Origin of the sequence: Stenotrophomonas sp. (assembly GCF_032066555.1) — a bacterium.
Taxonomy (GTDB): Bacteria; Pseudomonadota; Gammaproteobacteria; order Xanthomonadales; family Xanthomonadaceae; genus Stenotrophomonas.
Map to the genome: position 1 here is coordinate 150,526 of NZ_DAMBKV010000006.1, position 22,896 is coordinate 173,421.

General features: G+C 60.0%; 17 protein-coding genes. 2 read left to right on the forward strand and 15 right to left on the reverse strand.

All coding sequences use genetic code 11. The features are described from left to right. Positions 1 to 234: 234 nt before the first annotated feature. From RT131_RS09970 to RT131_RS10025, 12 genes are all read right to left on the reverse strand, one after another. Entirely contained in the window at positions 235 to 2,565 is a 2,331-nt protein-coding gene (locus RT131_RS09970) for a hypothetical protein (protein WP_313172517.1), read from the reverse strand. Positions 2,566 to 2,639: 74 nt separating this feature from the next. Further along, positions 2,640 to 4,520 carry a methyltransferase domain-containing protein gene (locus tag RT131_RS09975; RefSeq protein WP_313172519.1) on the reverse strand — a complete coding sequence of 627 codons (1,881 nt, stop codon included), beginning with the start codon at positions 4,518 to 4,520 and terminating at the stop codon, positions 2,640 to 2,642. Continuing rightward, positions 4,520 to 5,434 (reverse strand): glycosyltransferase family 2 protein, encoded by a 915-nt coding sequence (locus RT131_RS09980; protein ID WP_313172521.1) that lies wholly within the window; start codon positions 5,432 to 5,434, stop codon positions 4,520 to 4,522. Before RT131_RS09980 ends, RT131_RS09975 begins: the two co-directional genes overlap by 1 nt. Further along, entirely contained in the window at positions 5,434 to 6,501 is a 1,068-nt protein-coding gene (locus tag RT131_RS09985; RefSeq protein WP_313172523.1) for an NAD(P)-dependent oxidoreductase, read from the reverse strand. The genes RT131_RS09980 and RT131_RS09985 overlap by 1 nt, the downstream gene beginning before the upstream one ends. Further along, entirely contained in the window at positions 6,498 to 7,562 is a 1,065-nt protein-coding gene (locus tag RT131_RS09990) for an acyltransferase (RefSeq protein WP_313172525.1), read from the reverse strand. The genes RT131_RS09985 and RT131_RS09990 overlap by 4 nt, the downstream gene beginning before the upstream one ends. Next, a complete protein-coding gene (locus RT131_RS09995; RefSeq protein ID WP_313172527.1) occupies positions 7,549 to 8,913 on the reverse strand; it encodes an ABC transporter ATP-binding protein in 1,365 nt (454 codons plus the stop codon). The genes RT131_RS09990 and RT131_RS09995 overlap by 14 nt, the downstream gene beginning before the upstream one ends. After that, positions 8,903 to 9,709, reverse strand: a complete 807-nt coding sequence (locus tag RT131_RS10000) for an ABC transporter permease (RefSeq protein WP_313172530.1) — start codon at positions 9,707 to 9,709, stop codon at positions 8,903 to 8,905. Before RT131_RS10000 ends, RT131_RS09995 begins: the two co-directional genes overlap by 11 nt. Before the next feature lie 4 nt (positions 9,710 to 9,713). Continuing rightward, positions 9,714 to 10,898, reverse strand: coding sequence for a cystathionine gamma-synthase (locus RT131_RS10005; protein ID WP_313172532.1), 1,185 nt, complete (start codon positions 10,896 to 10,898; stop codon positions 9,714 to 9,716). 84 nt (positions 10,899 to 10,982) lie between these two features. Then, positions 10,983 to 12,353, reverse strand: coding sequence for a pyridoxal-phosphate dependent enzyme (locus RT131_RS10010; RefSeq protein WP_313172534.1), 1,371 nt, complete (start codon positions 12,351 to 12,353; stop codon positions 10,983 to 10,985). A 180-nt stretch (positions 12,354 to 12,533) separates the two neighbouring features. Then, positions 12,534 to 12,752, reverse strand: coding sequence for a YdcH family protein (locus RT131_RS10015; protein WP_282266820.1), 219 nt, complete (start codon positions 12,750 to 12,752; stop codon positions 12,534 to 12,536). A gap of 328 nt (positions 12,753 to 13,080) precedes the next feature. Continuing rightward, the gene (locus RT131_RS10020) at positions 13,081 to 13,962 is read right to left on the reverse strand and encodes a hypothetical protein (protein ID WP_313172537.1); all 882 of its coding nucleotides are present in this window, start codon (positions 13,960 to 13,962) and stop codon (positions 13,081 to 13,083) included. Then, positions 13,962 to 14,348 carry a DUF4398 domain-containing protein gene (locus RT131_RS10025; RefSeq protein WP_313172539.1) on the reverse strand — a complete coding sequence of 129 codons (387 nt, stop codon included), beginning with the start codon at positions 14,346 to 14,348 and terminating at the stop codon, positions 13,962 to 13,964. Before RT131_RS10025 ends, RT131_RS10020 begins: the two co-directional genes overlap by 1 nt. A gap of 98 nt (positions 14,349 to 14,446) precedes the next feature. Here RT131_RS10025 and RT131_RS10030 point away from each other — a divergent pair, with 98 nt between their 5' ends. Then, positions 14,447 to 15,577 (forward strand): PilT/PilU family type 4a pilus ATPase, encoded by a 1,131-nt coding sequence (locus RT131_RS10030; protein WP_313172541.1) that lies wholly within the window; start codon positions 14,447 to 14,449, stop codon positions 15,575 to 15,577. A 244-nt stretch (positions 15,578 to 15,821) separates the two neighbouring features. Here RT131_RS10030 and maiA read toward each other — a convergent pair whose 3' ends face one another. Together maiA and RT131_RS10040 are read right to left on the reverse strand one after the other, a co-directional pair. After that, the gene (maiA, locus tag RT131_RS10035; protein ID WP_313172543.1) at positions 15,822 to 16,478 is read right to left on the reverse strand and encodes a maleylacetoacetate isomerase; all 657 of its coding nucleotides are present in this window, start codon (positions 16,476 to 16,478) and stop codon (positions 15,822 to 15,824) included. Between the two features lie 89 nt (positions 16,479 to 16,567). Beyond that, positions 16,568 to 17,557, reverse strand: coding sequence for a fumarylacetoacetate hydrolase family protein (locus RT131_RS10040; RefSeq protein WP_313172545.1), 990 nt, complete (start codon positions 17,555 to 17,557; stop codon positions 16,568 to 16,570). Positions 17,558 to 17,930: 373 nt separating this feature from the next. Between RT131_RS10040 and RT131_RS10045 the strand changes: the two genes are divergently transcribed. After that, positions 17,931 to 19,331 (forward strand): DEAD/DEAH box helicase, encoded by a 1,401-nt coding sequence (locus tag RT131_RS10045; protein WP_313172547.1) that lies wholly within the window; start codon positions 17,931 to 17,933, stop codon positions 19,329 to 19,331. 752 nt (positions 19,332 to 20,083) lie between these two features. Here RT131_RS10045 and RT131_RS10050 read toward each other — a convergent pair. Continuing rightward, positions 20,084 to 22,660 carry a M14 family zinc carboxypeptidase gene (locus RT131_RS10050; RefSeq protein WP_313172549.1) on the reverse strand — a complete coding sequence of 859 codons (2,577 nt, stop codon included), beginning with the start codon at positions 22,658 to 22,660 and terminating at the stop codon, positions 20,084 to 20,086. Positions 22,661 to 22,896: the final 236 nt, after the last annotated feature.

Here is a 22,896-nt window from a genome sequence, read left to right on the forward strand (position 1 = left end):
CGCTCATCCCCCCCCCTATGGGCTAACACCCGAGCGGATTTTCAGGGGGGGCATTACACATCTTTCGACACGCCTCACCGACCGATGTACCACCCTCGGCTTGACACAGGGCAAAGGCACTCTGCTCTTCGGTGTTCTGGCAAACCACCTCTCCGCTCGGGATCAGTTTCGCCGAACTTCTTAACTACTAAATCATTGAAAAAGCTGGAAGGTGGTCAACCGGCAGGTCAAATCTCATTTGAACGATGCCCCTTCGCTCCAAGCCCACTCCCCGGCGCCCGGACTCCAACGTCCGTATACGCCTTTTACTCTGGCATCATCCATCCGCCCAGGAAAATAACGTTTAACCTCCGCTCCATCATCAGCAGCGAGAACGATCAGCTTGTAATCTACTCCATCAGAGCGATAGAGATACATGGCCCAATCATCTGCACGCTCGCGGGAAGCGACCGGCAACTGCGCAATATATCTCGGCGCGACATTCTTGACCCATACCGCGCTGGGATCGCCCCAACGGCTTTGGAACCCATCCCAACCAAGAGAGATCGGATAGCTTCCGTGTTCGGATCGATATTTTTCCACGGCATCTGCCACTTTATCGATATCTGCCAAACGCTTAACCCAAGAAACCGAACAACCATTAACAGGCAGTCCATCTGTCCGCCGCAAATAGTAGCCCCCACCGAGATAGCAATCGCTGCTCATCGGCAGCAATATCTGATTGAAAACTATATAATCCGCAACGTTTTTCTCTAGAAGACCGTCCAGCACCCTCCGATTCGGAGCGGGATACAACGATCTGGTCATACGCTCTCCAAAGAGCGGAAACTCACTGAATGCCATATTCAATGAAACGATCAACGAGGCCTCCTGCGGAACAAAGGAGTCAATTCGTCGAAATACCGGATCGAGCCAAGGGGAGTTTCGCGTTACTTGCTGCGTCCAGTCCATCTTCAGCGTGGTGAGCCAGGGTGATGCCTGTCGACGGACGATTGCGCCAACCGAAGCCACGCTACAAATCAAAATCACTATCACAAGTAGACATCGCCCGAACCGCTGCCGTGAAGAGAACGCGGCGCCCGCAGCCGCCATTGGAGCGACGAATATAATAACCTGAATAAAATAGCGGCCGCGCCAATGGTCGTATACACCCAAAAATGATTGAAGCCCCCAGAAGCAGACGGAACCAATCGCCAACGACACCGCCACTTTACGCCATCCCTGCACACAGAACGCCAAAGCAGTCAGCGGCAGAAAGAAAAGCCATCCCCAAGGCCCCCAGTACGCGAAATCTTCATGAGCCTGAAATCGTCCTTCGCTCAGCACATATGAGCCATCAAGCGTAGGTGCTTCAGCAAGATCAACCCCAACTTCCTGCAAGCCTGCTCCGGCCCAACCCCGAACCGTTCGCACGGCCTCGACAATGTGTTTATCCGCTGGCAGGCCAGACGGATCTATAAAATCAACTGCGAAGCGGCCTGCATTGACCACGCCTAGACGGAAGTGATCGCCAATACTGGCGCCGTCAAGCGTTTTGCTCGCCATGACGGCAGCATCCCCGAGAGGGGAGCCATAAAGCCGCTGATTTTCAAGATAACCCGCAGGTATGCCGAATACTAGACCACCAAGCAGACAAGCCAACGCAACAGAAGTCAGCGACCTAAGACGCTCCCCCAGCCGGCGCTCGGAGTCGATTGCCCATGCCAAGCAAGCCAATGTCAGAGAGGCTGATAGTGCAGGCAAGAGCGCACTGCTTTTTGTACCAAATGCCAGTCCCGCAGATGTAAATGCAAGCAACCAGTATTTTGCCCCACCACCCTGCAAGACGCAGATACCCGCATAGAGATAACACGCGCAGAGAGCGGCTATGTACAGATCGTCCTGAGTTGTTGTGGCCTGCATCAGCACTTCATTGATGAGTCCGCCAGCAAGCGCGGTCAGCAATGCGGCGGATCGAGCAACCCCAAGCCGTATCGATATCCCATACAACGCAGCAACCAATACCGGCCATGAAGACAGCTGCAGAAACTGTGCGGCATTACTCCAGCCATCCGATGCGAGCACAAGCAGACTCATCGCGACCGCACTGTTCTTCAGGTGCATCTGCTGAGCCCAGAAATTTGCCTCAAACCAGGCAACGGTACCGTGCTGCAGGTAGTAACCGACACGCGGCATGTGATACGTCATGCTATCGCTATTATGCGGCGCGCTCGCCAACACAATCAGCAGCTGCATGAAGAAACAGGTCAACGCAACAGCCGCCAGCCACCATACGGCCACTCTCAAAAGGCCCGACGGCACGAGCAGCGACGGAGAGCTTAATCGAGTCTTTGGAAAATACAGTTGCAGGGCAAACAGAGCTGCGCCGGATATAACCAGCCCGCTCGCCCATGACCATGCCGATCCGAACAATCCCAACCCACTAAGCGCATATCCGACGCATGTGACCATGCCCCAGAAGATTGTGAAGCCAGCTGGAATAGAGAACTCCCCCTCTCCCTTTACGAAGCGGGCGCTCAGCCAAGCCAAAAGACAGCATGTAAGAATAAGTACAAACTGAGCCACAATTCATTTCCCTGAAGGCAGGTCGATCAGCTAATCACACATCAATCCAATGAATCAGCTGCTCGTGCATCTCATTATCTCCGCCTTAAAACCCTGAGCACGCCAGCCCATCGCCAAGACGTCGATGCCAGAATCTGGCGAATATGAAAGTCCAGGTCCTGCTCCGACATCGCCCAAACCTTCGGCTGGCTTACCCTAGGCTGCCTACGCAACAATCTGCTGGCACCGCGTAACGGAGCCGTCAACTGCCACGACATCGAGTGAATCAATTCATGATAGCGCTCGCGAAGCTGCTCGATTCGTTCAGCATCATGCATCGAAGGATCAGCGATGACAGTACTATCAGGATCGAGATCGACACGCCCCTGAAGGCGCTCCAGCGTCATGTACATACGCCGCAGCTTGGCTGCGGATCCCGCCGGCAGCAGCAGTGGAGAATCATTGATCTTCCGAAGCGTTTTGAAGTAATTGCTTTGCCACTCGAACTGGTCATGCGCGGCCGCTGAGTTATCTCCATCTTTCCAAAGACGATAAAGCGCAGTGATGTTCTTCGCAGACGCCACGCCTGACAGCGGAGCTACACGAATAATCAAATCCCAGTCTTCTGCAGTGCTAAGTTCTGGATCAAAACGATAGCCAAGATCGGAAAACAAGACGCGAGGGAACGCAATGGAATGTAGTGGCGTGCGGTTCTCCACCACATGGGCCAGCAACTCGAATTTATCTGGATACAACGCGCGCATACCGCTTAATGCCCGAGATGCTATGCCCTGAGTACCCCGGCGAACACGGTCCCAATCCTGCGCCACGGCCGAGGCACGTAACAACTGGCCTGGATTGGTCTCTTCCAGCCGCTTGAATGTCTCCACCCAATCGCCAAAAACCAGATCGTCGTCATCGAAAGCGGCCACATATCGACCAGTAGCTGCCAAGAATCCTGCATTCAGCGGAGCCGAACGCCCGCCGCCCTCCACAACAAGCAAGCGCACCCTGCTCCGGACCCCGGATTGCAACTCGTCGATCAATCCCTCGACAGCAATCTGCCGTTCGATGTCGAGATTGTGCCCTGCAATTACCACCTCAAAATCTTGGCTTGTCTGTGCCGAGAGGCAAAGAAGCGACTCTCGCAATGTTTCAAGCCGGCGACCAACTGTGCGAATGACAACCGTAAGGAACGGAGCGCCCTCAGCTTCGCGGTCCTCAACATAGGGGACATGCCTCTGGGCGCTCATCGGCCCCGGAAGGAAAGCACGCACAAACTGGTTTACATACCCGTACTCATCAGCCTGCTCACGCAGCCCAAACAGCAATTTGGCCAACGGAGCCTTGGTGGCAAGCACCGGCAGTTGCGCAGGAAAATGCTGGTCACTCCTCATCATTGAGACATCATTACGATGAACTTCATGCCAGCCAGCGTCACGCATCAGAGCAGTGAAACGCTCACTGGTGAAATACTGCATGTGGGTATGATCTAGCAAGCCAGCTTCGGTGTAATCGAAGCGGCCTATTGCCAGCTTCGCGCCGATATCAGCATGGGCTGCGTTGGGTACGGATACCAGCAAGGGCACTGACTGTCCTCGCCCAATCTTGGCATACAGACGCAATGCAGAGAGCGGATCGGGGAGATGCTCAAGCGTGTCAATCGTACACATCGCTGCAATCTTGGCATCTTTCGGCAAAACGCTGAGCAATTGATCGTACGCTGCGTCCGCATCACCAAGATCAGCATAGTGTGCTTCAAAGCCGCGTGCTCGAAGTGATTCCAAGCCCGGCTGGTTGATATCAAACCCTACGTATTTGACCGAGTGTCGCGCCTCGATCACTTCAGCCAGCCGCCCGAAGCCGCAACCAAAGTCAAGGAAGTAACTACCCTCAATAGGTTGGAAGCGCGCGAACAGCTCGGCGATATGCCCGTACACGTTCTGGTCGGAGAAACCGTTGTCGTAGATTTCCATCACATTGTGAACCGGTGATTGGCGTATGCGCCATTGGTGAAAACTGCAACTTTGTGAGCCGCATCCAGTTGTTCCGGCAGCTCGCCAGCTTGCTTCCGCCGCGTGTATTCTTCTGCCGCCTTCAACCAGACAGCGTCACCGCTTTTCTCGAAATACGTAAGCATCTGCTCGGCCAGATCCTCTCGGCTGTATTTGTATGCGAGCAACATAGCGGCTTCAGCAGAGTAATACTTCTCGGCCCAACCAACACTCCACTGCCCACCCTCCCCAAGTCGCTTGTCGTGAAACGCCGAAGCTGCAGGGCAATAAACAACGCGATAGCCAGCAAGCTTCACACGCCATGAAAAATCGACATCATCGCAATACAGGAAGAACGTCTCGTGATCGAAGCCAGCCAGTGCGCTGGCAACCCTACGAGAAATCAGTGTGCAAGCCGTCGCCGCCCAGGCGGTATCACCTGTCGCGGGATCGTATTGTTTGGGGTGCTCAATGGGAAGCTGCTTGGCTTCCGCCATGCCGACCTTCTGATCGGAGAAAGCCCGAGCAAGCTCCACGATCGCATTCGGTGCCATCATGATGTCGGGATTCATGATCAACACATACTCGGAATTGCCCAGATCGAGGAGGCGATTATGCCCTTGTGCAGAGCCGAGATTCTCATTAAAGAAATGGTACTCAACCGCCGCCAGTGCAGATTCGCCCTGATTGTGCGCAAGTACCGTTTCCCGGAGTACATCCCGCGAAGAACAGTCTCCATACGCCAGCTCGACGCGATCAAAAACGCCAGCAGCAAGCGCAACATGCGCTGCGCGCTCCAAATGCGCAACTGCCTGATCAATACGATGTGCTTCGTTCCCATATAGGATTGAATGCACACGCAAGCGACCCAGAGTGGGCAGCGACTCAGATGCCATCAGACGGTCTCTCCAGAAAGGCGAACATCAATCCAGTTACAAAGCTGGGCAACACCTTCTTCCATTGTTACTTCCGGCACCCAGCCAAGTTGGCGCGAATTCTCAATGTCGCATCCCGCATGGCGAACGTCACCATTGCGGTATTTACCACAGACATGTGGCGCAGGCGCACCGTAATGGCGGGCAACCGTGGTTGCAAGATCGGAAATTGTCGATGGTTGGCCATAGCCGATATCGAACACATGCCCCACAGCTGAAGGTTCGCGCGTAGCAGCCAAAACCGCACGAGCAACATCACTGATATAGACGAAGTCGCGCCTCATCAATCCATCTTCATACAGTGGAATGCTTTTTCCTGCTTTGGCCAAGCGCGAGAACAGCGACACGATACCGGTATAGGGGTTATCCAATGACTGGCCCGCTCCGTACACGTTCTGCAGCCGAAGGATTGCTACATCCACGCCAAAACTCAGCGCCCACGCATTGAGAATGTGCTCCTGTGCCAGCTTGGTGGCCCCATAGACGCTGGTGGGGTTCGGCGGCGTGAAGCCCGCACAGAACGGCAGCGCGACCGCACCGGGAAAATCCCACTGGGCCTCATCAAGCATCCTCTTGGAACGCTGCCCCGGCTGTATCAAAGCACCATCCGCATTCCGCCACACCCCTTCGCCGTATACCGCGCGGCTACTGGTAAGTGTGAACCTCTCCGGCACGTGACCAGCAGCAGCAAACGCATCCAGCATACGTGCAGTGCCAGTGACGTTTACGTGCGTATGCCGAGAGGCCTCGCTGAGCGATTGCCCCGTGCCGGTCTCGGCAGCCAAATGCACAACCAGGGAGGGGCGCCACTCGGCCATGAAGGCATTCCAAGTGTCAGGCTCGCAAATGTCCGCGACAATCAGCTCCACATCCGGATGCAGATCGACTGGGCGTGCACGGCTTGGATGCACCTGCGGATGAAGGTTGTCTATAGCAACAATTGGCCGCGCGTCTTCCGCACGAAGCAGATGGGAGAGCGCGCTACCAATGAAGCCAGCGCCGCCGGTGATCAGGATGCAATCTTTCATGACGAGGTAATTTCCTTCGAAGGTACGATTCCGCGTGCTACAGGTTTGACAGGCTTGAACGTCAGGGCGCGCTTCTCAACCGCATGCCATGACGCATATGCAAGTGCAACCACGATCGGAACCGCGAAAGCGGTGTTCTCAAGAGGCCCCATACTTGGGCCACCGACAGCAAACAATGCCTGTTGAACCGGAAACCCATACAGGTAGATACCGTAGGAGGGGTCACCAAAGCGTCCAGCCTCCGAAATTTTTGCAGTGGCCGTTGTCGCAAAGGAAAGCACGACATAGGGGAGCGCAATCATCAGCACCAGCTGCTGCATCCAATACTGCGGCAACTGAAAAAGTGCGACGATCGCGACCACAAACAGCGCCATCCCTGGATCAAGCATCCGCTGCAAAGGCGTGGCGGCGACGATAGCCCCCAGGAAGAAGTAAGGCCCTACATCGGCAACAGATCGAGACCCGGTACCCCACAAGACCACCTGATTTTCTGCCGGCGAGGAATGTAGATAGCGAACACTCAATGCTATCCCGATCAGCGACAGCATGACAAAGACCGTACGGCTCTTTGTCAAAGCAGAGATCGCAGCAAGAACAGGCAGCAGAAGATACATCGACACTTCAACGGGAAGACTCCATAGCGAGCCGTTCACCGCATTCGGGTATGGGTTATCCGAAAAAACTCCCGGCAACCCATAGACTGGATAAAGCACCACGTTATAAAGAAAGTAACGAATTGTTGAGCCGTCCATCGCATACTGACGCAAGGGTAGCGTCGTAAACATCGGCCCAAGCACCAGCACGGTCAACGCAAGCAGGACAATTAGCGCGGGAAATAGGCGAAGACCACGACGCAATAGAAATCTACCCAAATGCGGATCAGACCACCAACTTTTTGCCACCAAGAATCCGCTGATCACGAAAAATATCTTTACCGCAACACTCTGCACAGAATTCCCCAACAACACCGGATCTGGCTGAGTCGACAGCGGGTGCGCGTGACCAAAGATCACCACTAGCGCCGCGATGATACGCACTGCATCGAAGTTATTCTTCCGCACCCTCGCCCCCTTTGTTCTCAATCCGCGAATGACTGATCCCGAGCATCGGGATGCCGATCAACCCTGTCGCAACGCTACTGGCCCGACTGACGAGAATCATCGCATCGTGCACCCACTGATGCATGACATGATCCTCCTGCACCCCATCACTAACCGCGACGCTCAATGCATAGTCGCCTGCGGGAAGCACTGGCATACGAAACTGAAATGAAAAATCAACAACATCCCCGGGTGCCGCAGCTATCGGAGCAGCACGATAGGTCAGGTAACTATTGTCACCAAACAACGGCTGCCCCTGCCGGTCCTTGATGACAAAACCAACGATCAATGAACGTATTGCCGTCAATGCGCGAACTCGAAGCCGCAGATCAACGCGCTCCCCGCCAACGATCCATGTAAATCGAGCACCATTTCTATCGTATAGGCCGCCCTTGACGAACTCTGCACCACGAACCCCGAAATCATGCGACGCAACGAATGGAGCGAGCTGGATGTCATTGCGCAGCGATGTGTGATTCAACCACTCAGCTCGACCATCGACCTCTTCTGCTTCCGCATCCTCATCCGAACCAGAAAGCTGCTGTTGACCAGCCTCGGGCAATTCAGCGTCTGGGGTATACAGATCCGCCAGATAGGCAGCAGCCACTTCTTTCGGCGGCGCATCCATATGAACCGCCCCATCCTTAAGCCAGATCACCCGATCGCACAGCGCTGTCACTGCCCCCATATCGTGACTGACAAATACCAAGGTACCGCCATTTTCCCGGAACGCGTGCAGGTAACGCATGCATTTCTGGACGAAAAAAGCATCGCCGACGGCAAGTGCCTCGTCGACAATCAGCACATCAGCATCGACGTGGGCGACAACAGAAAAACCAAGGCGGGTAAACATGCCGCTGGAATAAGTCTTGACCGGCCGATCAATGTATTCACCTATATCGGCAAATTTAATGATCGACGGACTACGATTCCGGATCTGCTCTTCCGAGAGCCCATAGATCTGGGCACATAGATCAATGTTCTCCCTACCGGTCAGCTCCGGATTGAAGCCAGCGCCCAATTCCAAGAGTGCAGCTACGCGTCCGCGGACTTCCACACTTCCCGAACTTGGCGTAAGCGTGCCACACAAGATGCTGAGGAGGGTTGACTTACCCGCACCATTGCGCCCCACCAAACCAAGTGTCTGTCCTCGCGGCACTTGAAAGGTGATTCCTTTCAACACCCGATGTTCCCGATAGAATTCCTTCCGCTTCCCCAACAACATCTGCCAAAGCCGATGCGAAGGCTTCTCGTAGAGCAGGAAACTCTTATCTACCTGGCCAACATCAACAATGATGTGATCAGAGCACATCAGCAAATCCTTTTCGCGTGCGTGAAAATATCCAATAGCCGCAGCTCATCACAAGCAGCGCCACAAGCGAGTAGATGCCCAGCACCTGGAAATTGGGCAGATCACCATAGATAGCAACTGCGCGAACCTCCTGGATGACTACTGTGGTGGGGTTCAAGTACAAAAATGGCCGATAGCCTTCGGGCACCATTTCAACCGGGAAGAATATTGGACTGCAAAACATCATCAGTGTCAGTACCAGCGGCACCATCTGCTGGATATCCCGCAGGAATACCGCGAATGCCGAAAGGCCCCAAGACACACCCAACAGCAGAGGCACCGTCGGCAGCAGTACAACAAAGACGAGCGGCCAAGTTGGCGGCACGCTTCCCACGATAAGAAGTTGGCCCACCAACAGGATGGATAGGTTTACACCCAAATGGAAAACCGCCGTCGCCAGTGTCATCCAGGGCAACACACTCAACGGAAACACCACCTTCTTTACATACGTCGCGTGCTCGAAGATCAGACCCGATGCACGCCCGATAACCTCCGAAAAAAACAGGTGGATTACCAAGCCAGAGAACAACACCACGGGGTAAGCAACTTGAGGCGTACTTCCAAACCGCGCCTGCATCACTACGCCCAGAAAGAACCAATAGGCTCCCAGCAACAGTAGCGGTGTTGCAAACGACCACAATGAACCAAAGATCGATCCTTGATAACGCCCCTTTACATCCCGCTTCACCATCCGTAAAAGCAAGGTGCGGTGATCCCAAAAATCACGAAAAGGCCCGCGTCCGTCGACAGTTGCCATCGATTCAGTCCAACGCACGCTGCAGATCCACCCGCAAATCCCCCACATCCTCAACCCCCACGCTCAACCGCACCAGCGCATCGCTGATGCCCAACTGCTCGCGGCGAGCCACCGGGATCGAGGCGTGCGTCATCACCGCCGGGTGGTTGACCAGGCTTTCCACGCCGCCGAGGGATTCGGCCAGGGTGAACAGCTCGGTGCGTTCGCAGAAACGCTTGGCCGCTTCAAAACCGCCCTTGAGCACGATCGAGACGATACCGCCGTAGCCGGCCATCTGCTTGCCCGCCAGCGCGTGCTGCGGGTGCGAGGCCAGGCCCGGGTAAATCACCTTTTCCACTGCCGGGTGGGTTTCCAGCCAGGTGGCCAGCGCCATCGCGTTGGCGCAATGCGCCTTCATGCGCAGCGGCAGGGTCTTCAGGCCACGCAGGGCCAGGAAGCTGTCAAACGGGCCCTGCACGCCACCAATGGAGTTCTGCAGGAAGGCCATCTGCTCGGCCAGCTCGGCGTTGTCGCCGACCACCACCATGCCGCCGACCATGTCGGAGTGGCCATTGAGGTACTTGGTGGCCGAGTGCAACACCAGGTCCGCCCCCAGCGCCAACGGGCGCTGCAGCATCGGCGAGGCGAAGGTGTTGTCCACTACCACGATCAGGCCATGACGCTTGGCGATGGCGGCGACCGCAGCGATGTCCACGATCTTCAGCATCGGGTTGGTCGGGGTCTCGATCCACACCATCTTGGTCTTGGGCGTGATCGCAGCCTCGAACGCGGCCAGGTCGGTCAGGTCGACGAAGCTGAAATCCAGCCCGGCGGTGCGACGGCGCACACGCTCGAACAGGCGGAAACTGCCGCCGTAAATATCGTCCATCGCCACCACGTGGCTGCCGGCGTCCAGCAACTCGATCACGGTGGAGCTGGCCGCCATGCCCGAGGCGAAGGCAAAACCGCGCGTGCCGCCTTCCAGCGAGGCCACGCAGCGCTCGTAGGCGAAGCGGGTCGGGTTATGCGTACGCGAGTATTCAAAACCCTGATGCTCGCCCGGGCTGGACTGTGCATAGGTCGAGGTGGCGTAGATCGGCGGCATGACCGCGCCGGTGCTGGGGTCCGGCGACTGCCCGCCGTGGATAGCCAAGGTGGCAAGCGACAAGGCGCGCTCGCCATCCTGGCTGCGTGAATGCTGATCCGTCATAAGGGCTTCCAGCTAAAGGGGCGAAATTCTATCAGTGCTGTCTGAATCTACCGTGGCCCCCTCTTTCGAGGGGACCAGTCGGTTTTACTGAACGCGGCGGCGCAGGTAGTTGAGCAGGTCGATACGGGTAATCAAGCCGAGGAAGGCGTCACCATCGGTGATGATCGCCACCTGGCCGCGGTCAAACACCGGCAGCAACGCTTCGATCGGCGACTTGACGTCCAGACGGTCGAGCTTGCTGACCATCGCCACCGAGACCGGGTCACGGAAACGGGCTTCATCGCCATAGACATGCAGCAGCACGTCGCTTTCATCGATGATGCCGACCAGTTGGCTGCCTTCCATCACTGGCAACTGCGACACGTCGTACAGCTTCATGCGCTGGTAGGCGGTGGTCAGCAGGTCCTTCGGGCCCACCACCACGGTGTCGCGCTGGCTGTAGGGGCGCAGGATCAGGTCACGCAGGTCGCCGAACTGCGGGCGCTCCAGGAAGCCGTTGTCCAGCATCCAGTAGTCGTTGTACATCTTGGACAGGTACTTGTTGCCGGTATCCGGCACCAGCACCAGCACTTTCTTCGGCGTGGTCTGCTCGCGGCAGTACTTCAGCGCGGCGGCCAGCAGGGTGCCGGTCGACGAACCACCGAGGATGCCCTCCTTGCCCAGCAGCTCGCGCGCGGTGTGGAAGCTCTCGGCGTCGCTGATGGCATAGGCCTTCTTGACCCGGCTGAAATCGGCGATATCCGGCAGGAAGTCCTCGCCGATGCCCTCCACCAGCCAGCTGCCGGACTTTTCGTTCAGCGTGCCGTCGTTGATGTACTCGGCCAGGATCGAGCCGACCGGGTCCGCCAGCACCAGCTCGGTCTTGGGCGAGAGCTTGGCGAAGGCGCGCGACAGGCCGGTCATGGTGCCGGAGCTGCCGCAGCCGAACACGATGGCGTCCAGGTCGCCGCCCATCTGCTCGATGATCTCCGGGCCGGTGCCGAACTCATGTGCGGCCGGGTTGTCCGGGTTGCCGAACTGGTTGATGAAGTAGGCGCCCGGGGTACGGTCAGCAACGGTCTTGGCCAGGTCCTGGTAGTACTCCGGGTGGCCCTTGGCCACGTCCGAACGGGTCAGCACCACTTCGGCGCCCATCGCCTTGAGGTTGAAGATCTTTTCCCGGCTCATCTTGTCCGGGACCACGAGGATCAGCTTATAGCCCTTCTGCTGCGCCACCAGCGCCAGCCCCAGACCGGTATTGCCGGCGGTGCCTTCGACCAGCGTCGCACCAGGCTTGAGATCGCCACGCTTCTCGGCCGCCTCGATCATCGACAGGCCGATACGGTCCTTGATCGACCCACCCGGGTTGGCGCTCTCCATCTTGAGGTACAGCTCGCACACGCCGACATCCAGACGCTGGGCCTTGATGATGGGCGTATTGCCAATGAGTTCGAGGATGGAGGAATGGATGGGCATCGGTTGACTTCAGATCGCGCCGCATTGCGGCCGGACCGATGATTATCCGATGGTTGTGCAGGAAAGTCAGTTAACGGCGCTTTCGTGCACCGCAACTGCGCTGCCAAGTGGCGCGGACAATGACGGCCGACGAGGGGGCCGCCACCGTCCGCGACATAAAAGGTCTAGCGTGGGGAAGGTTCAGTTGATGCTGTTTTCGTAGATCCGCAGGAGCTTCTGCTTGGCCAGCAGTTTTTCCCGTTTCATCTGTCCCAGGGTTGCCCCGTCGATCGGGAGCACACCCAGCTCCGCGTCCATGCATTTCTTGTTCAGCTTCTTATGCTGTTGGTAGAGCTGCTTGAACTCCGGGTTGGCCTTGGCCAATGCGTCGATTTCACTCTGCGGCTGCCCTTCGAACATGACTACCTCCTTCATGCAGAAACAAGAACGCCCCGGCCTGGCGGCACGGGGCGTTGCAGGATTGGAAAGCCAAGCCGCTCACCGTGGCACCACCAACCGTCCTCCGGCCAACCTGCCAGGAGCTTTCGGTTACTGGTTCGCGCCACGCTTGCACCGGCTCGGCCCTCCGCTGTCCGGACGACGAAAGTGCCGCCCGGACAATTGACCCTACGCCTGCAAAAAGGTTCCGGCAAGGGCTGGACGGGAACGTTTGCTGAATATCCAAACCGCTCCGCATTCAGTCTCGCGCGAACGACAAAAACCTAACAACTTCAGCCATTTAAGTTTGTCATGGGGCAATAATCACTTCCGCCGAGCGGGCCCGGGTAGCGGCCGCCTTCTTGCCCGTCACCTGGATCCGGTTGGCCGCGACACCACCTGCCACCAGTGCGTCCTTGAGCGCCTGCGCGCGCCGCTGACCGACGCCGTTGGCACTGTCGTAGGCCTCGATCACAACCCGGCCCTTCTTGCCGATGTTCAGGTACTCGGCCAGCGCCTTGGCCTGGTTGCGGGCACCGCCGGACAACGCCGCCTGGCCCGCCGCGAACGCATCACCGGCAAAGGTGTAGACCTCACCGCGGCCTTCGAACCGGGATGCCGGCAGTTTCTGCCCGGAAACCAGCTCGGCCTCTTCGCGCGCCAGCTTGGCTGCATTCTGCTGGGCCGCGCTCAAACGCTGTTGCTGGCGCCCGGCAACGCTGGTCAAGGCAGTTTCGGCATCCTGGCGGGCCAGCGTCTCGGCTTCGGCGGCCAGACGCAGGCGCTCGGCCTCCTCGGCCTGGATCTGGGTCTGTACCCGCAGCTGCTCGGCCTCCTGACGGGCGCGGGCGGCATCGCGGCGGCTGGCCTCGATCAGCAGTTCGCTGCGGGTACGTTCCAGTTCACCCGCCTCACGGCGCGCCAATGCCGCACGGCTGGCCGCCTCGGCAATGGCGACACGGCGCTCCGCCAGATAACGCGCATCGTCCAGCTCCTTGCGCTTGGCCTTGGCCAATGCCGCGATGGCCTGTTGCGCCTGCAGCTTCTCGAACGGGGCCACGTCGGCCGTGGCCATGTCGGCCTGCAGCACCAGCAAACGCTGGTTCAAGGACGCCACCGCCGGGTCTTCCGCCGCCAGCGCCAGCAAGGGCATGGCCAGCAGGCCGACAACCACCAGATTCCTGATCCGCATCAGCGTCCCTCCCCTGTCGCCAACTGGCGCTGCAACTGGGCTACCTCGGCCCTGCGTTGGGCCAGCTGGGCCTGGGCGACGGCTTCCTCACTCTGCGCACGCGCCAGATCGGCATCGGCGGCGGCACGCAGTGCCAGGATCGGCGCCTGCTTGCGGAGGCGTCGGTCACTGGCCGCCTGCTGGGCCTGGCCCAACTGCTGGCGGGCCATCGCCATGATGTCCGGCGCGTACTGATCGGCGTCGGCGCGGTCAGCTTTCTCCACGGCCTGTTGGGCGGCAAGCAATTCCATTGCGCCCGGATCCTGCGCCAGCGCACTGCCGCAAAGCAGGAATGTGCAGGCGGTAACACACAGGAATCGTCTTAATTGTGCGAAGCTAGGTTTCATTGGGGAGCCGTTGCTTGGATGACTGAGCGCGGCCATTGTGGTCAAGCCTGAGGCGTGCTTGCAACGGCGCGCCGCCGTTTGTTGGGGAAAAATTTCGCATGGATATCGGCTATTTCCTGAAGCTGATGACCGAAAAGAACGCTTCGGACATGTTTTTGACCACCGGAGCGCCGGTTTACATCAAGATTGAAGGCAAGCTGTACCCGCTGGGCAATACCGGCCTGCCGCCGGGAATGGTCAAGAAAATCGCCTACTCGCTGATGGACGAGGGCCAGGTACCGCAGTTCGAGCGCGACCTGGAGCTGAACATGGCCATCGCCCTGGCCGACGCCGGTCGCTTCCGCGTCAACGTGTTCAAGCAGCGCGGCGAAGTCGGCATGGTCATCCGTGCGATCAAGAGCCGCATCCCCAGCATCGAGGAGCTCAACCTCCCGCAGGTGCTGAAGGACGTGATCATGACACCGCGTGGACTGGTGCTGGTGGTTGGCTCGACCGGCTCGGGCAAGTCGACCTCGCTGGCCTCGATGATCGACCACCGCAACAGCACCTCGACCGGGCACATCCTCACCATCGAGGACCCGATCGAGTTCCTGCACAAGCACAAGCAGTCCATCGTCAACCAGCGCGAAGTAGGCCTGGACACGCACGCGTTCCACAACGCGCTGAAGAACGCGATGCGTGAAGCGCCGGACGTGATCCTGATCGGCGAAATCCTGGATGCCGAGACCATGGAGGCGGCCATCGCCTTCGCCGAGACCGGCCACCTGTGCCTGGCCACGCTGCACTCCAACAACGCCGACCAGACCATCGAGCGCATCCTCAACTTCTTCCCGGAAAGCGCGCACAAGAACGTCCTGATGAACCTGTCGCTGAATCTGCGCGCGGTGGTATCGCAGCGTCTGGTCAAGGGCAAGGACGGCCGCCGCCGTCCCGCCACCGAGGTATTGCTCAATACCCCGATGATCCGTGATCTGCTGCGCCGCGGTGAAGTGCACGCGATCAAGCAGGCGATGGAAGAGTCGCTGGAAGAAGGCATGCAGAGCTTTGACCAGTGCCTGTTCCGGATGGCCAAGGACGGCATCATCGAGCAGGAGGAGGCGCTGCGCGCCGCCGACTCGCGCGATGGCCTGGCCCTGAAGTTCCGTTTGTCCGAAGGCGCCAGCGGCGAGCACGACCCGTACGCGGATTTCGCGGTATCGGCACCAGCAGCGATCACCCACGGCTTCTGAGCGGGTGGTTCGTGCAACCAACAGAAAGCCCCGCATTGCGGGGCTTTTTTTTGAACCAAGTCGACCTGAGCTTCTGTAAGAGCGGCGTAAGCCGCGAACCCATTGATGGATCCAGACACCAACTTCGTCGGGCATTGGGGGATCTACTGCTTCGGATGCAATACCGGCTTCGCGGCTTACGCCGCTCCTACATGCCATATCAGCTGCGCGGCTGACGCCGCCCCCCAACAATCAACCGGGGTGCCTAAACCGCGTCGACCTGGTTTTCCGGGCGGGCGGCATCAAATGCCGGCAGCGCGAGGCAGGCTGCTTCGATCCGCTGCAGGGTCGGATATGGCGTCAGGTCCAGGTGGAAACGACGTGCGTTGTAAAGCTGCGGCACCAGGCAGCAGTCGGCCAGGCCGGGCTCGGCCCCATGGCAGTAGCGCCCAGTATCGAACGACCCCGCCAGCATGGTCTCCAGCGAAGCAAAACCGGTACGCATCCAATGCAGCGTCCACTCGTCGCGCTCGGGCTGCGGCACGTTCCATTCGCGGTCAAAGAACTGCATCACCCGAAGGTTGTTCAAGGGGTGGATGTCGCAGGCCACCTGCTGCGCCAATGCACGCACGCGCGCTCGGCCGCCCGCATCCGCCGGCAGCAATGCTGGCTCAGGGAAAACCTCATCCAGGTACTCGAGAATGGCCAGCGACTGGGTCAGCACACGCTCGCCATGACGCAGCGTCGGCACCAGTTCCTGCGGGTTCAAGGCCGCGTAATCCGGGGCATGCTGCTGGCCGCCATCACGCACCAGGTGTACCGGCGCAAGCGCGTACTCCAGGCCCTTCAGATTCAAGCCTATGCGCACACGATAGGCGGCACTCGAACGCCAGTAACTGTAGAGCTTCAGCCCTGCTTCCATGTCAGATTCCCCCCGCACATGCGACCACAATAACGGTTGGTGGTGAGGATGCCTTCACCACCAACAAAGCCAGCGCGCAAAACGTTTCGTCAGGGACGCGACGCCTGCTCGATGCGCTGTTCAATCGCACCAAAAATGCTGACGCCATCACGGTCCAGCATCTCGATGTGAACAACATCACCAAAACTCATGAACGACGTCGACGGCTTGCCGTCGCGCAGGGTTTCGACCGTGCGCTGCTCGGCGAAGCACGAGGCACCCAACGCAGTGTCTTCGTTGGCGATGGTGCCCGAACCGACAATGGCACCTGCCGACAACGGACGGGTCTTGGCAGCGTGTGCGACCAGCTGGGCGAAGTTGAACTGCATGTCCACGCCGGCTTCGGGCGCGCCAAACCACTTGCCATTGATATGGGTGACCAGCGGCAGGTGCACCTTGCTGTCCTGCCAGGCGGCGCCCAGTTCGTCCGGGGTGACGAACACCGGGCTCAGCGCCGAGCGCGGCTTGGACTGCAGGAAGCCGAAGCCCTTGGCAAGTTCGCCCGGGATCAGGTTGCGCAGGCTGACGTCGTTGACCAGACCCACCAACTGGATGTGGCCGGCGGCCTGTTCCGGGGTCACCGCCATCGGCACGTCGTCGGTGATGACGACGATTTCGGCTTCCAGGTCGATGCCATAGTCTTCGCTGATCACCTTCACCGCATCACGCGGGCCATAGAAGCCGGCACTGGTGGCCTGGTACATCAGCGGATCGGTATAGAAGCTCTCCGGCACTTCGGCACCGCGCGCCTTGCGCACCCGCGCCACATGCGGCAGGTAGGCGCTGCCATCGACGAATTCGTAGGCGCGCGGCAGCGGCGCGGCCAGCGCCTGCATGTCCACGGCAAACTCGCCTTCCACGGTGCCGGCATTGAGCCGCTCGGACAATGCGTTCAGGCGCGGCGCCAGATTGGACCAGTCCTCCAGCGCCTGCTGCAGGGTGGCGGCAATGCCAGCGGCCCGCACGGCGCGGGTCAGGTCACGCGAAACCACGATCAGGGTGCCGTCGCGGCCGCCTTCCTTCAGGGAACCAAGCTTCATGGGAATGTCCAGTCTGCGGAGAAATAAGTTTCAATTGTAATGAATAAGCCCGGCGCCACCAGCCTCTCCAGGGGAATGCTGAACAGGCGTTTTTGTACCGGCGGTAACAATCCCTTAGACTAGCGCGGTCTGCCAGCGGCCGTCCGTTTCCCTCAGGGACCGCCGGCGGTGCAGGATCAGCGGCCATCTGGCCCATCCGCCCGCCCGCCCCCACTCCGACGCCTATCGTCACGCATTCCAGCCAGCGCACCGCGTTGGTTGCATCCCAGATCTTGCAGCGCGGTTTACGGGAACGCTCCGAGATCAGCTGGTCTTCAATGATCAGCAACGCAAGCCCTCCTGGGCGCGCGTTCTTCAAGTTTCGGAGTACTCCATGTCGTTTGAAAACCTGGGCCTTGCGCCCTTCCTGCTGCGCGCGCTCGCCGAGCAGGGCTACGAAAACCCGACCCCGATCCAGCAGCAGGCCATTCCGCTGGCGCTGGACGGCCGCGACCTGCTGGCCGGCGCCCAGACCGGTACCGGCAAGACCGCCGCGTTCGGCCTGCCGCTGCTGCAGCACCTGGCCACCTCGCCGCAGACCGTGGGCAATGGCCCGCGCCGTCCGCGTGCGCTGGTGCTGGCCCCCACCCGCGAGCTGGCCACCCAGGTGCATGACAGCCTGCGCGGCTACAGCAAGTACCTGCGCATCCCCAGCGCCTGCATCTACGGCGGCGTGGGCATGGGCAACCAGCTGGACATGCTGCGCCGTGGCGTCGACCTGCTGGTCGCCTGCCCGGGCCGCCTGATCGACCACCTGGAGCGTCGCAGCGTTGACCTGTCCGGCGTCGAGATCCTGGTGCTGGACGAAGCCGATCGCATGCTCGACATGGGCTTTTTGCCCTCGATCAAGCGCATCCTGTCCAAGCTGCCGCGCCAGAACCGCCAGACCCTGCTGTTCTCGGCCACGTTCGAGGACAGCATCAAGCAGCTGGCGCTGGAATTCATGCACAACCCGGAGCAGATCCAGGTCACGCCGAAGAACACGGTTGCCGAGACCATCACCCACCGCGTGCACCCGGTCGATGGCGCCCGCAAGCGTGAGCTGCTGCTGCACCTGCTGGCCGAGGATTCCCGCGTGCAGACGCTGGTATTCGGCCGCACCAAGCATGGCTGCGACAAGCTGGCCACGTTCCTGGAGAAGTCCGGCATCAAGACCGCGGCCATCCACGGCAACAAGAGCCAGGGCCAGCGCCTGCGCGCACTGGCAGACTTCAAGGCCGGCCGCGTGACCGTGCTGGTGGCCACCGATATCGCCGCCCGCGGCATCGACATCAACGAGCTGCCCAAGGTCATCAACTACGACCTGCCGATGGTGCCGGAAGATTATGTGCACCGTATCGGTCGTACCGGCCGCAATGGTTCCACCGGTGAAGCCGTGTCGCTGGTGGCGCAGGACGAAGCCAAGCTGCTGCGCCAGATCGTGCGTCTGCTCGACCGCGACATGGACATCCGCGACGTGCCGGGCTTCGAGCCGCAGACCCCGATCCGCTGGGGCAACAGCGCACCGGGCAAGGCCGAGCATCCCGGTGGCCACAAGGCCCCGCGTCGTGGCAACGGCGGTCATGCCGCCCGTCGCCCGAACGGCGATGCACCGCGCGGCGGTCGTGGTGGCCAACCGCAGAAGCCGGGCGGCCAGCGCAATGCCGGCAATGGCCAGCAGCGTCGTGATGCGCACCCGGGTGGTGGCCAGCGTCGTGGCGGTGGTGGCCGTGGTCAGAGCCGTACCAGCGCCTGATTCCAGCGTTTTGCTGGAATGGATGAGTCCTAAAGAAAGGCCGACGCATTGCGTCGGCCTTTCTGGTTTCCAGGTATTGAGCTTTCTTTTTTTGTACGAAGGCCAGATCAGTAGCAGCAGCGCCCCTCATCCGCCCCTGCGGGGCACCTTCTCCCGCATGCGGGAGAAGGGAAGGCCCGTCATTGCCGCGTCGAGAATCGGGCACCGCGCTCGCCCTAACAGGCGGTGGCCAAGCGCTTTTGGCTTTGGCTTTGGCTTTGGCTTTGGCTTTGGCTTTGGCTTTGGCTTGGGCTTGGGCTTGGGCTTGGGCTTTGGCTTTGGCTTGGGCTTGGCTTTGGCTTGGGCTTTGGCTTGGGCTTTGGCTTGGGCTTTGGCTTGGGCTTTGGCTTGGGCTTGGGCTTTGGCTTGGGCTTGGGCTTGGGCTTGGGCTTGGGCTGTGGCTTTGGCTTTGGCTTTGGCTTTGGCTTGGGCTTGGGCTTGGGCTTGGGCTTGGGCTTGGGCTGTGGCTTTGGCTTGGGCTTGGGCTGTGGCTTTGGCTTGGGCTTGGGCTGTGGCTTTGGCTTTGGCAAATCCCTTCTCCCGTTTACGGGAGAAGGTGCCCCGCAGGGGCGGATGAGGGCGGCTTTGGGCTTCTGCGATAACCGCTGCTTGGCCGAGAAAAGCAAAACAGCACGGTGCTGCGCACCGCCCCCTCACCCCAACCCCTCTCCCGCAAGCGGGAGAGGGGCTATGAGCACTGCAGGGCTAAAGCCTCACTCCCCGCGCTGGCGCGGCGTGTTCAGGTGGTTCGCCTGCAACAAGGCATTGAGCAGCAAACGCTCGGTGCCATGCCAATACTTGCGGTGCGCCGGATCGTCGGCAAACAACACAACGTTGCCACTCCCGGTCGGCACCACCTGCAGATAGCTCGAACCCGAAACGCGCGCACGATTGGCTTCGGACAGATAACCATTCACCACCGGCGCGCGGTCGATGTTCACCACATTGAGGAAAGCATTCTTCACCGGTTCGAACACCAGCCCGCCTTCCTTGTTGACCCAGATGCGCCGCTGCTGCACGCCGAAACCGAGTGGATGGGTCGGGTCGATATCGGCACTCAGGATGTTGCCGCTGACCCGGCCCAGCGCGAACACATCACGCACCGTGCCGAAATCCAACCGCTCAGCCTCATCCTTCTTGTCGCCTTCGCGCAGCTTGGCTTCGGCCAGCCCCTTGTCGATGGCCCAGCGCGCGCCGCTGCCATACACCACCAGCGAGCCGCCGGCGGCAATCCAGCGTTTGAGCGCAGCCACGCCGGCATCGCTGACGTTGGTATAGGTGCCGCCAGACAGAACAATCGAGGTGTAGCGCGCCAGATCAACACTGGCCAGCTGCGAAGGATCAAGCTTGCTGGACGGCAGGCCCAGCGAGGTATCCAGCGAGAACCAGGTTGAGCCAATCTCGGTTGCGGACACGCCCTCGCCCATCACCAGGGCAATGCTCGGCGTGCGCACTACCCGCACATTGTCGCTGCCCAGGTCGATACCGCTGGCAGCGCGACCGCTGGCCAATGCATGAACCGTGATACCGGCTTCCTGCGCACGCGCCTGCACGTTGGCCTGCAGGGCATCCGCATCCAGGCTCTGGCCCGCAACCGGAATCACCACCGCACCATGACCGAACGCCACATCGCCGTTTGCGGTAGCCGCAGTGAACGGCTGGTGCGCGGTGCGCACCCGCACGTTGTCACGCAGCAGGCCACCCAGCAGACGGAAACTGCCGAAATCACGCGCATCGGCCACATAGGCAAGACCCGCACGGCCTCCGCTGATACCGCCCTGTGACGTCGGCACCGCATCCACCGCTGCGCCGCTTGGCAAGGCACCACGACTACCCGCATAGCGAAGACCATAAGCAGGCGCGACGGCATACGAAGTGCCGCTATAGAACACATCGCCCTTCACCGCCGGGGTGAATTCGAAGATCGAATGGGCGAGGCGGAACTGCGGCTGCCGTGCCGGCACCACGTACGCCGAGCCCGCGAGGAAGCGCTTGCCGTCCACTTCCACATCCCGCGCCAGCGCATGCACCTCGATGCGATGCTGCAACAATACCGCCAGCAGCTTGCGGGTCAGCGTGGCGTCAGCGGCATCACCAAACACCCAGTCGTGCACCGGATAGGCCGCCGCCTGCTTCAAGGCGCTGCGGAAGAACTCCTTCTGCAGCGCAAACAGACGGTCACGGTCTTCCACCACGCCACGCACGCTGGCCAGGCCGGTAGCCACCTGGTTGCGGACGGTGAAGTTGAAATGCAAAGGACCGTTCACCGATTCCTGCACCAAGCCTCGTGAACTGGCCTGCTCCACCGTCACGCCGACCGCACCGTGGAAATCCGGATAGGTTGAGCCATAGATCGGCGAGAAGTTGTCGAAATTCTCGCCGGTGTAGTACAGCGAGCCAAGATCATCCAGGGCCTTGGCATGGAAGCGTGCCAGCCACTTGTTCGCCTCGTACGACGACTTCGGCAGCAGCGGGCTTTCCATGCTCTTCGGCGACGGCTCGAAGTAATACGTGCTGTCCTTGCCCATTTCATGGAAGTCGATCTGGATGTTCGGATACCAACGGTGGAACTGGGCGACCTTCGGCCAGCTATCGGTCTGTGCCAATGCAAGCCAATCACGGTTGAGATCGGTGAAGTAATGATTGACGCGACCGCTGGGGAATGGCTCAACGTGCTCCTTGTCGGCCGGATCCGCCGACGCTGGACGCGAACCCCAGCCGTTGTGCCAGTTGGCGGCACGGTCGCGCCCATCCGGGTTCTGTGCAGGATCGATCACTACAACAGCCTGATCCAGCCAGCGCGCGGTTTCCGCGTCCTGGTTGGCGGCCAGGTAGTAAGCGGTGAGCATCGCCGCTTCACCGCTGGAGGTTTCGTTGCCGTGCACGCTGTAACCGAGCCAGGCCACCGCCGGTGCATCGGCGCCGGGCAATGGCTGTGCGGGATCGATCAGCGCCTGCCGTTGCGCGGCGATCTCGGCGCTGCGCGCGTGGTTGCGTGGCGAAGTGATGGTGACCAGCAGCAGCGGACGCTGCTCGTAACTCTGGCCGATGACCTCGACCTTGACCTTGTCCGAGACCCGCGCCAGTTCATTGAAGTAGGCCACCAGCTGATCATGGCGGGTGTAATGGCTGCCGATCTCATAACCGAGGAACTGCTGTGGCGATGGCACCTTCGCATCGAACTGCTGCGCGGTGGGGAAGTAGTAGCTGTTCTGGGCATGGGCCGGCGAGAGGCCGATAAGCGTTGCCAGCAGCAGCGCTGGCAGCAGATGGGAGAAGCGGAACGACATGGATGTAGCACTCCCCGATTGCATGAACGTTGTTGCGGAAAATTGCTGGTGGCACCACCTGTAGTGCCGAGCCATGCTCGGCAGAGGCCTTCCCTCCAAGGTTCCAGCGGCGCAAAGCTGCCCTCCCCCCAACCCCTCTCCCGACGGGAGAGGGGCTAAAACACTGCGGACTGCTGGGCCATGTAGTGCCGAGCCATGCTCGGCAGAGGCCTTCCCTCCAAGGTTCCAGCGGCGCA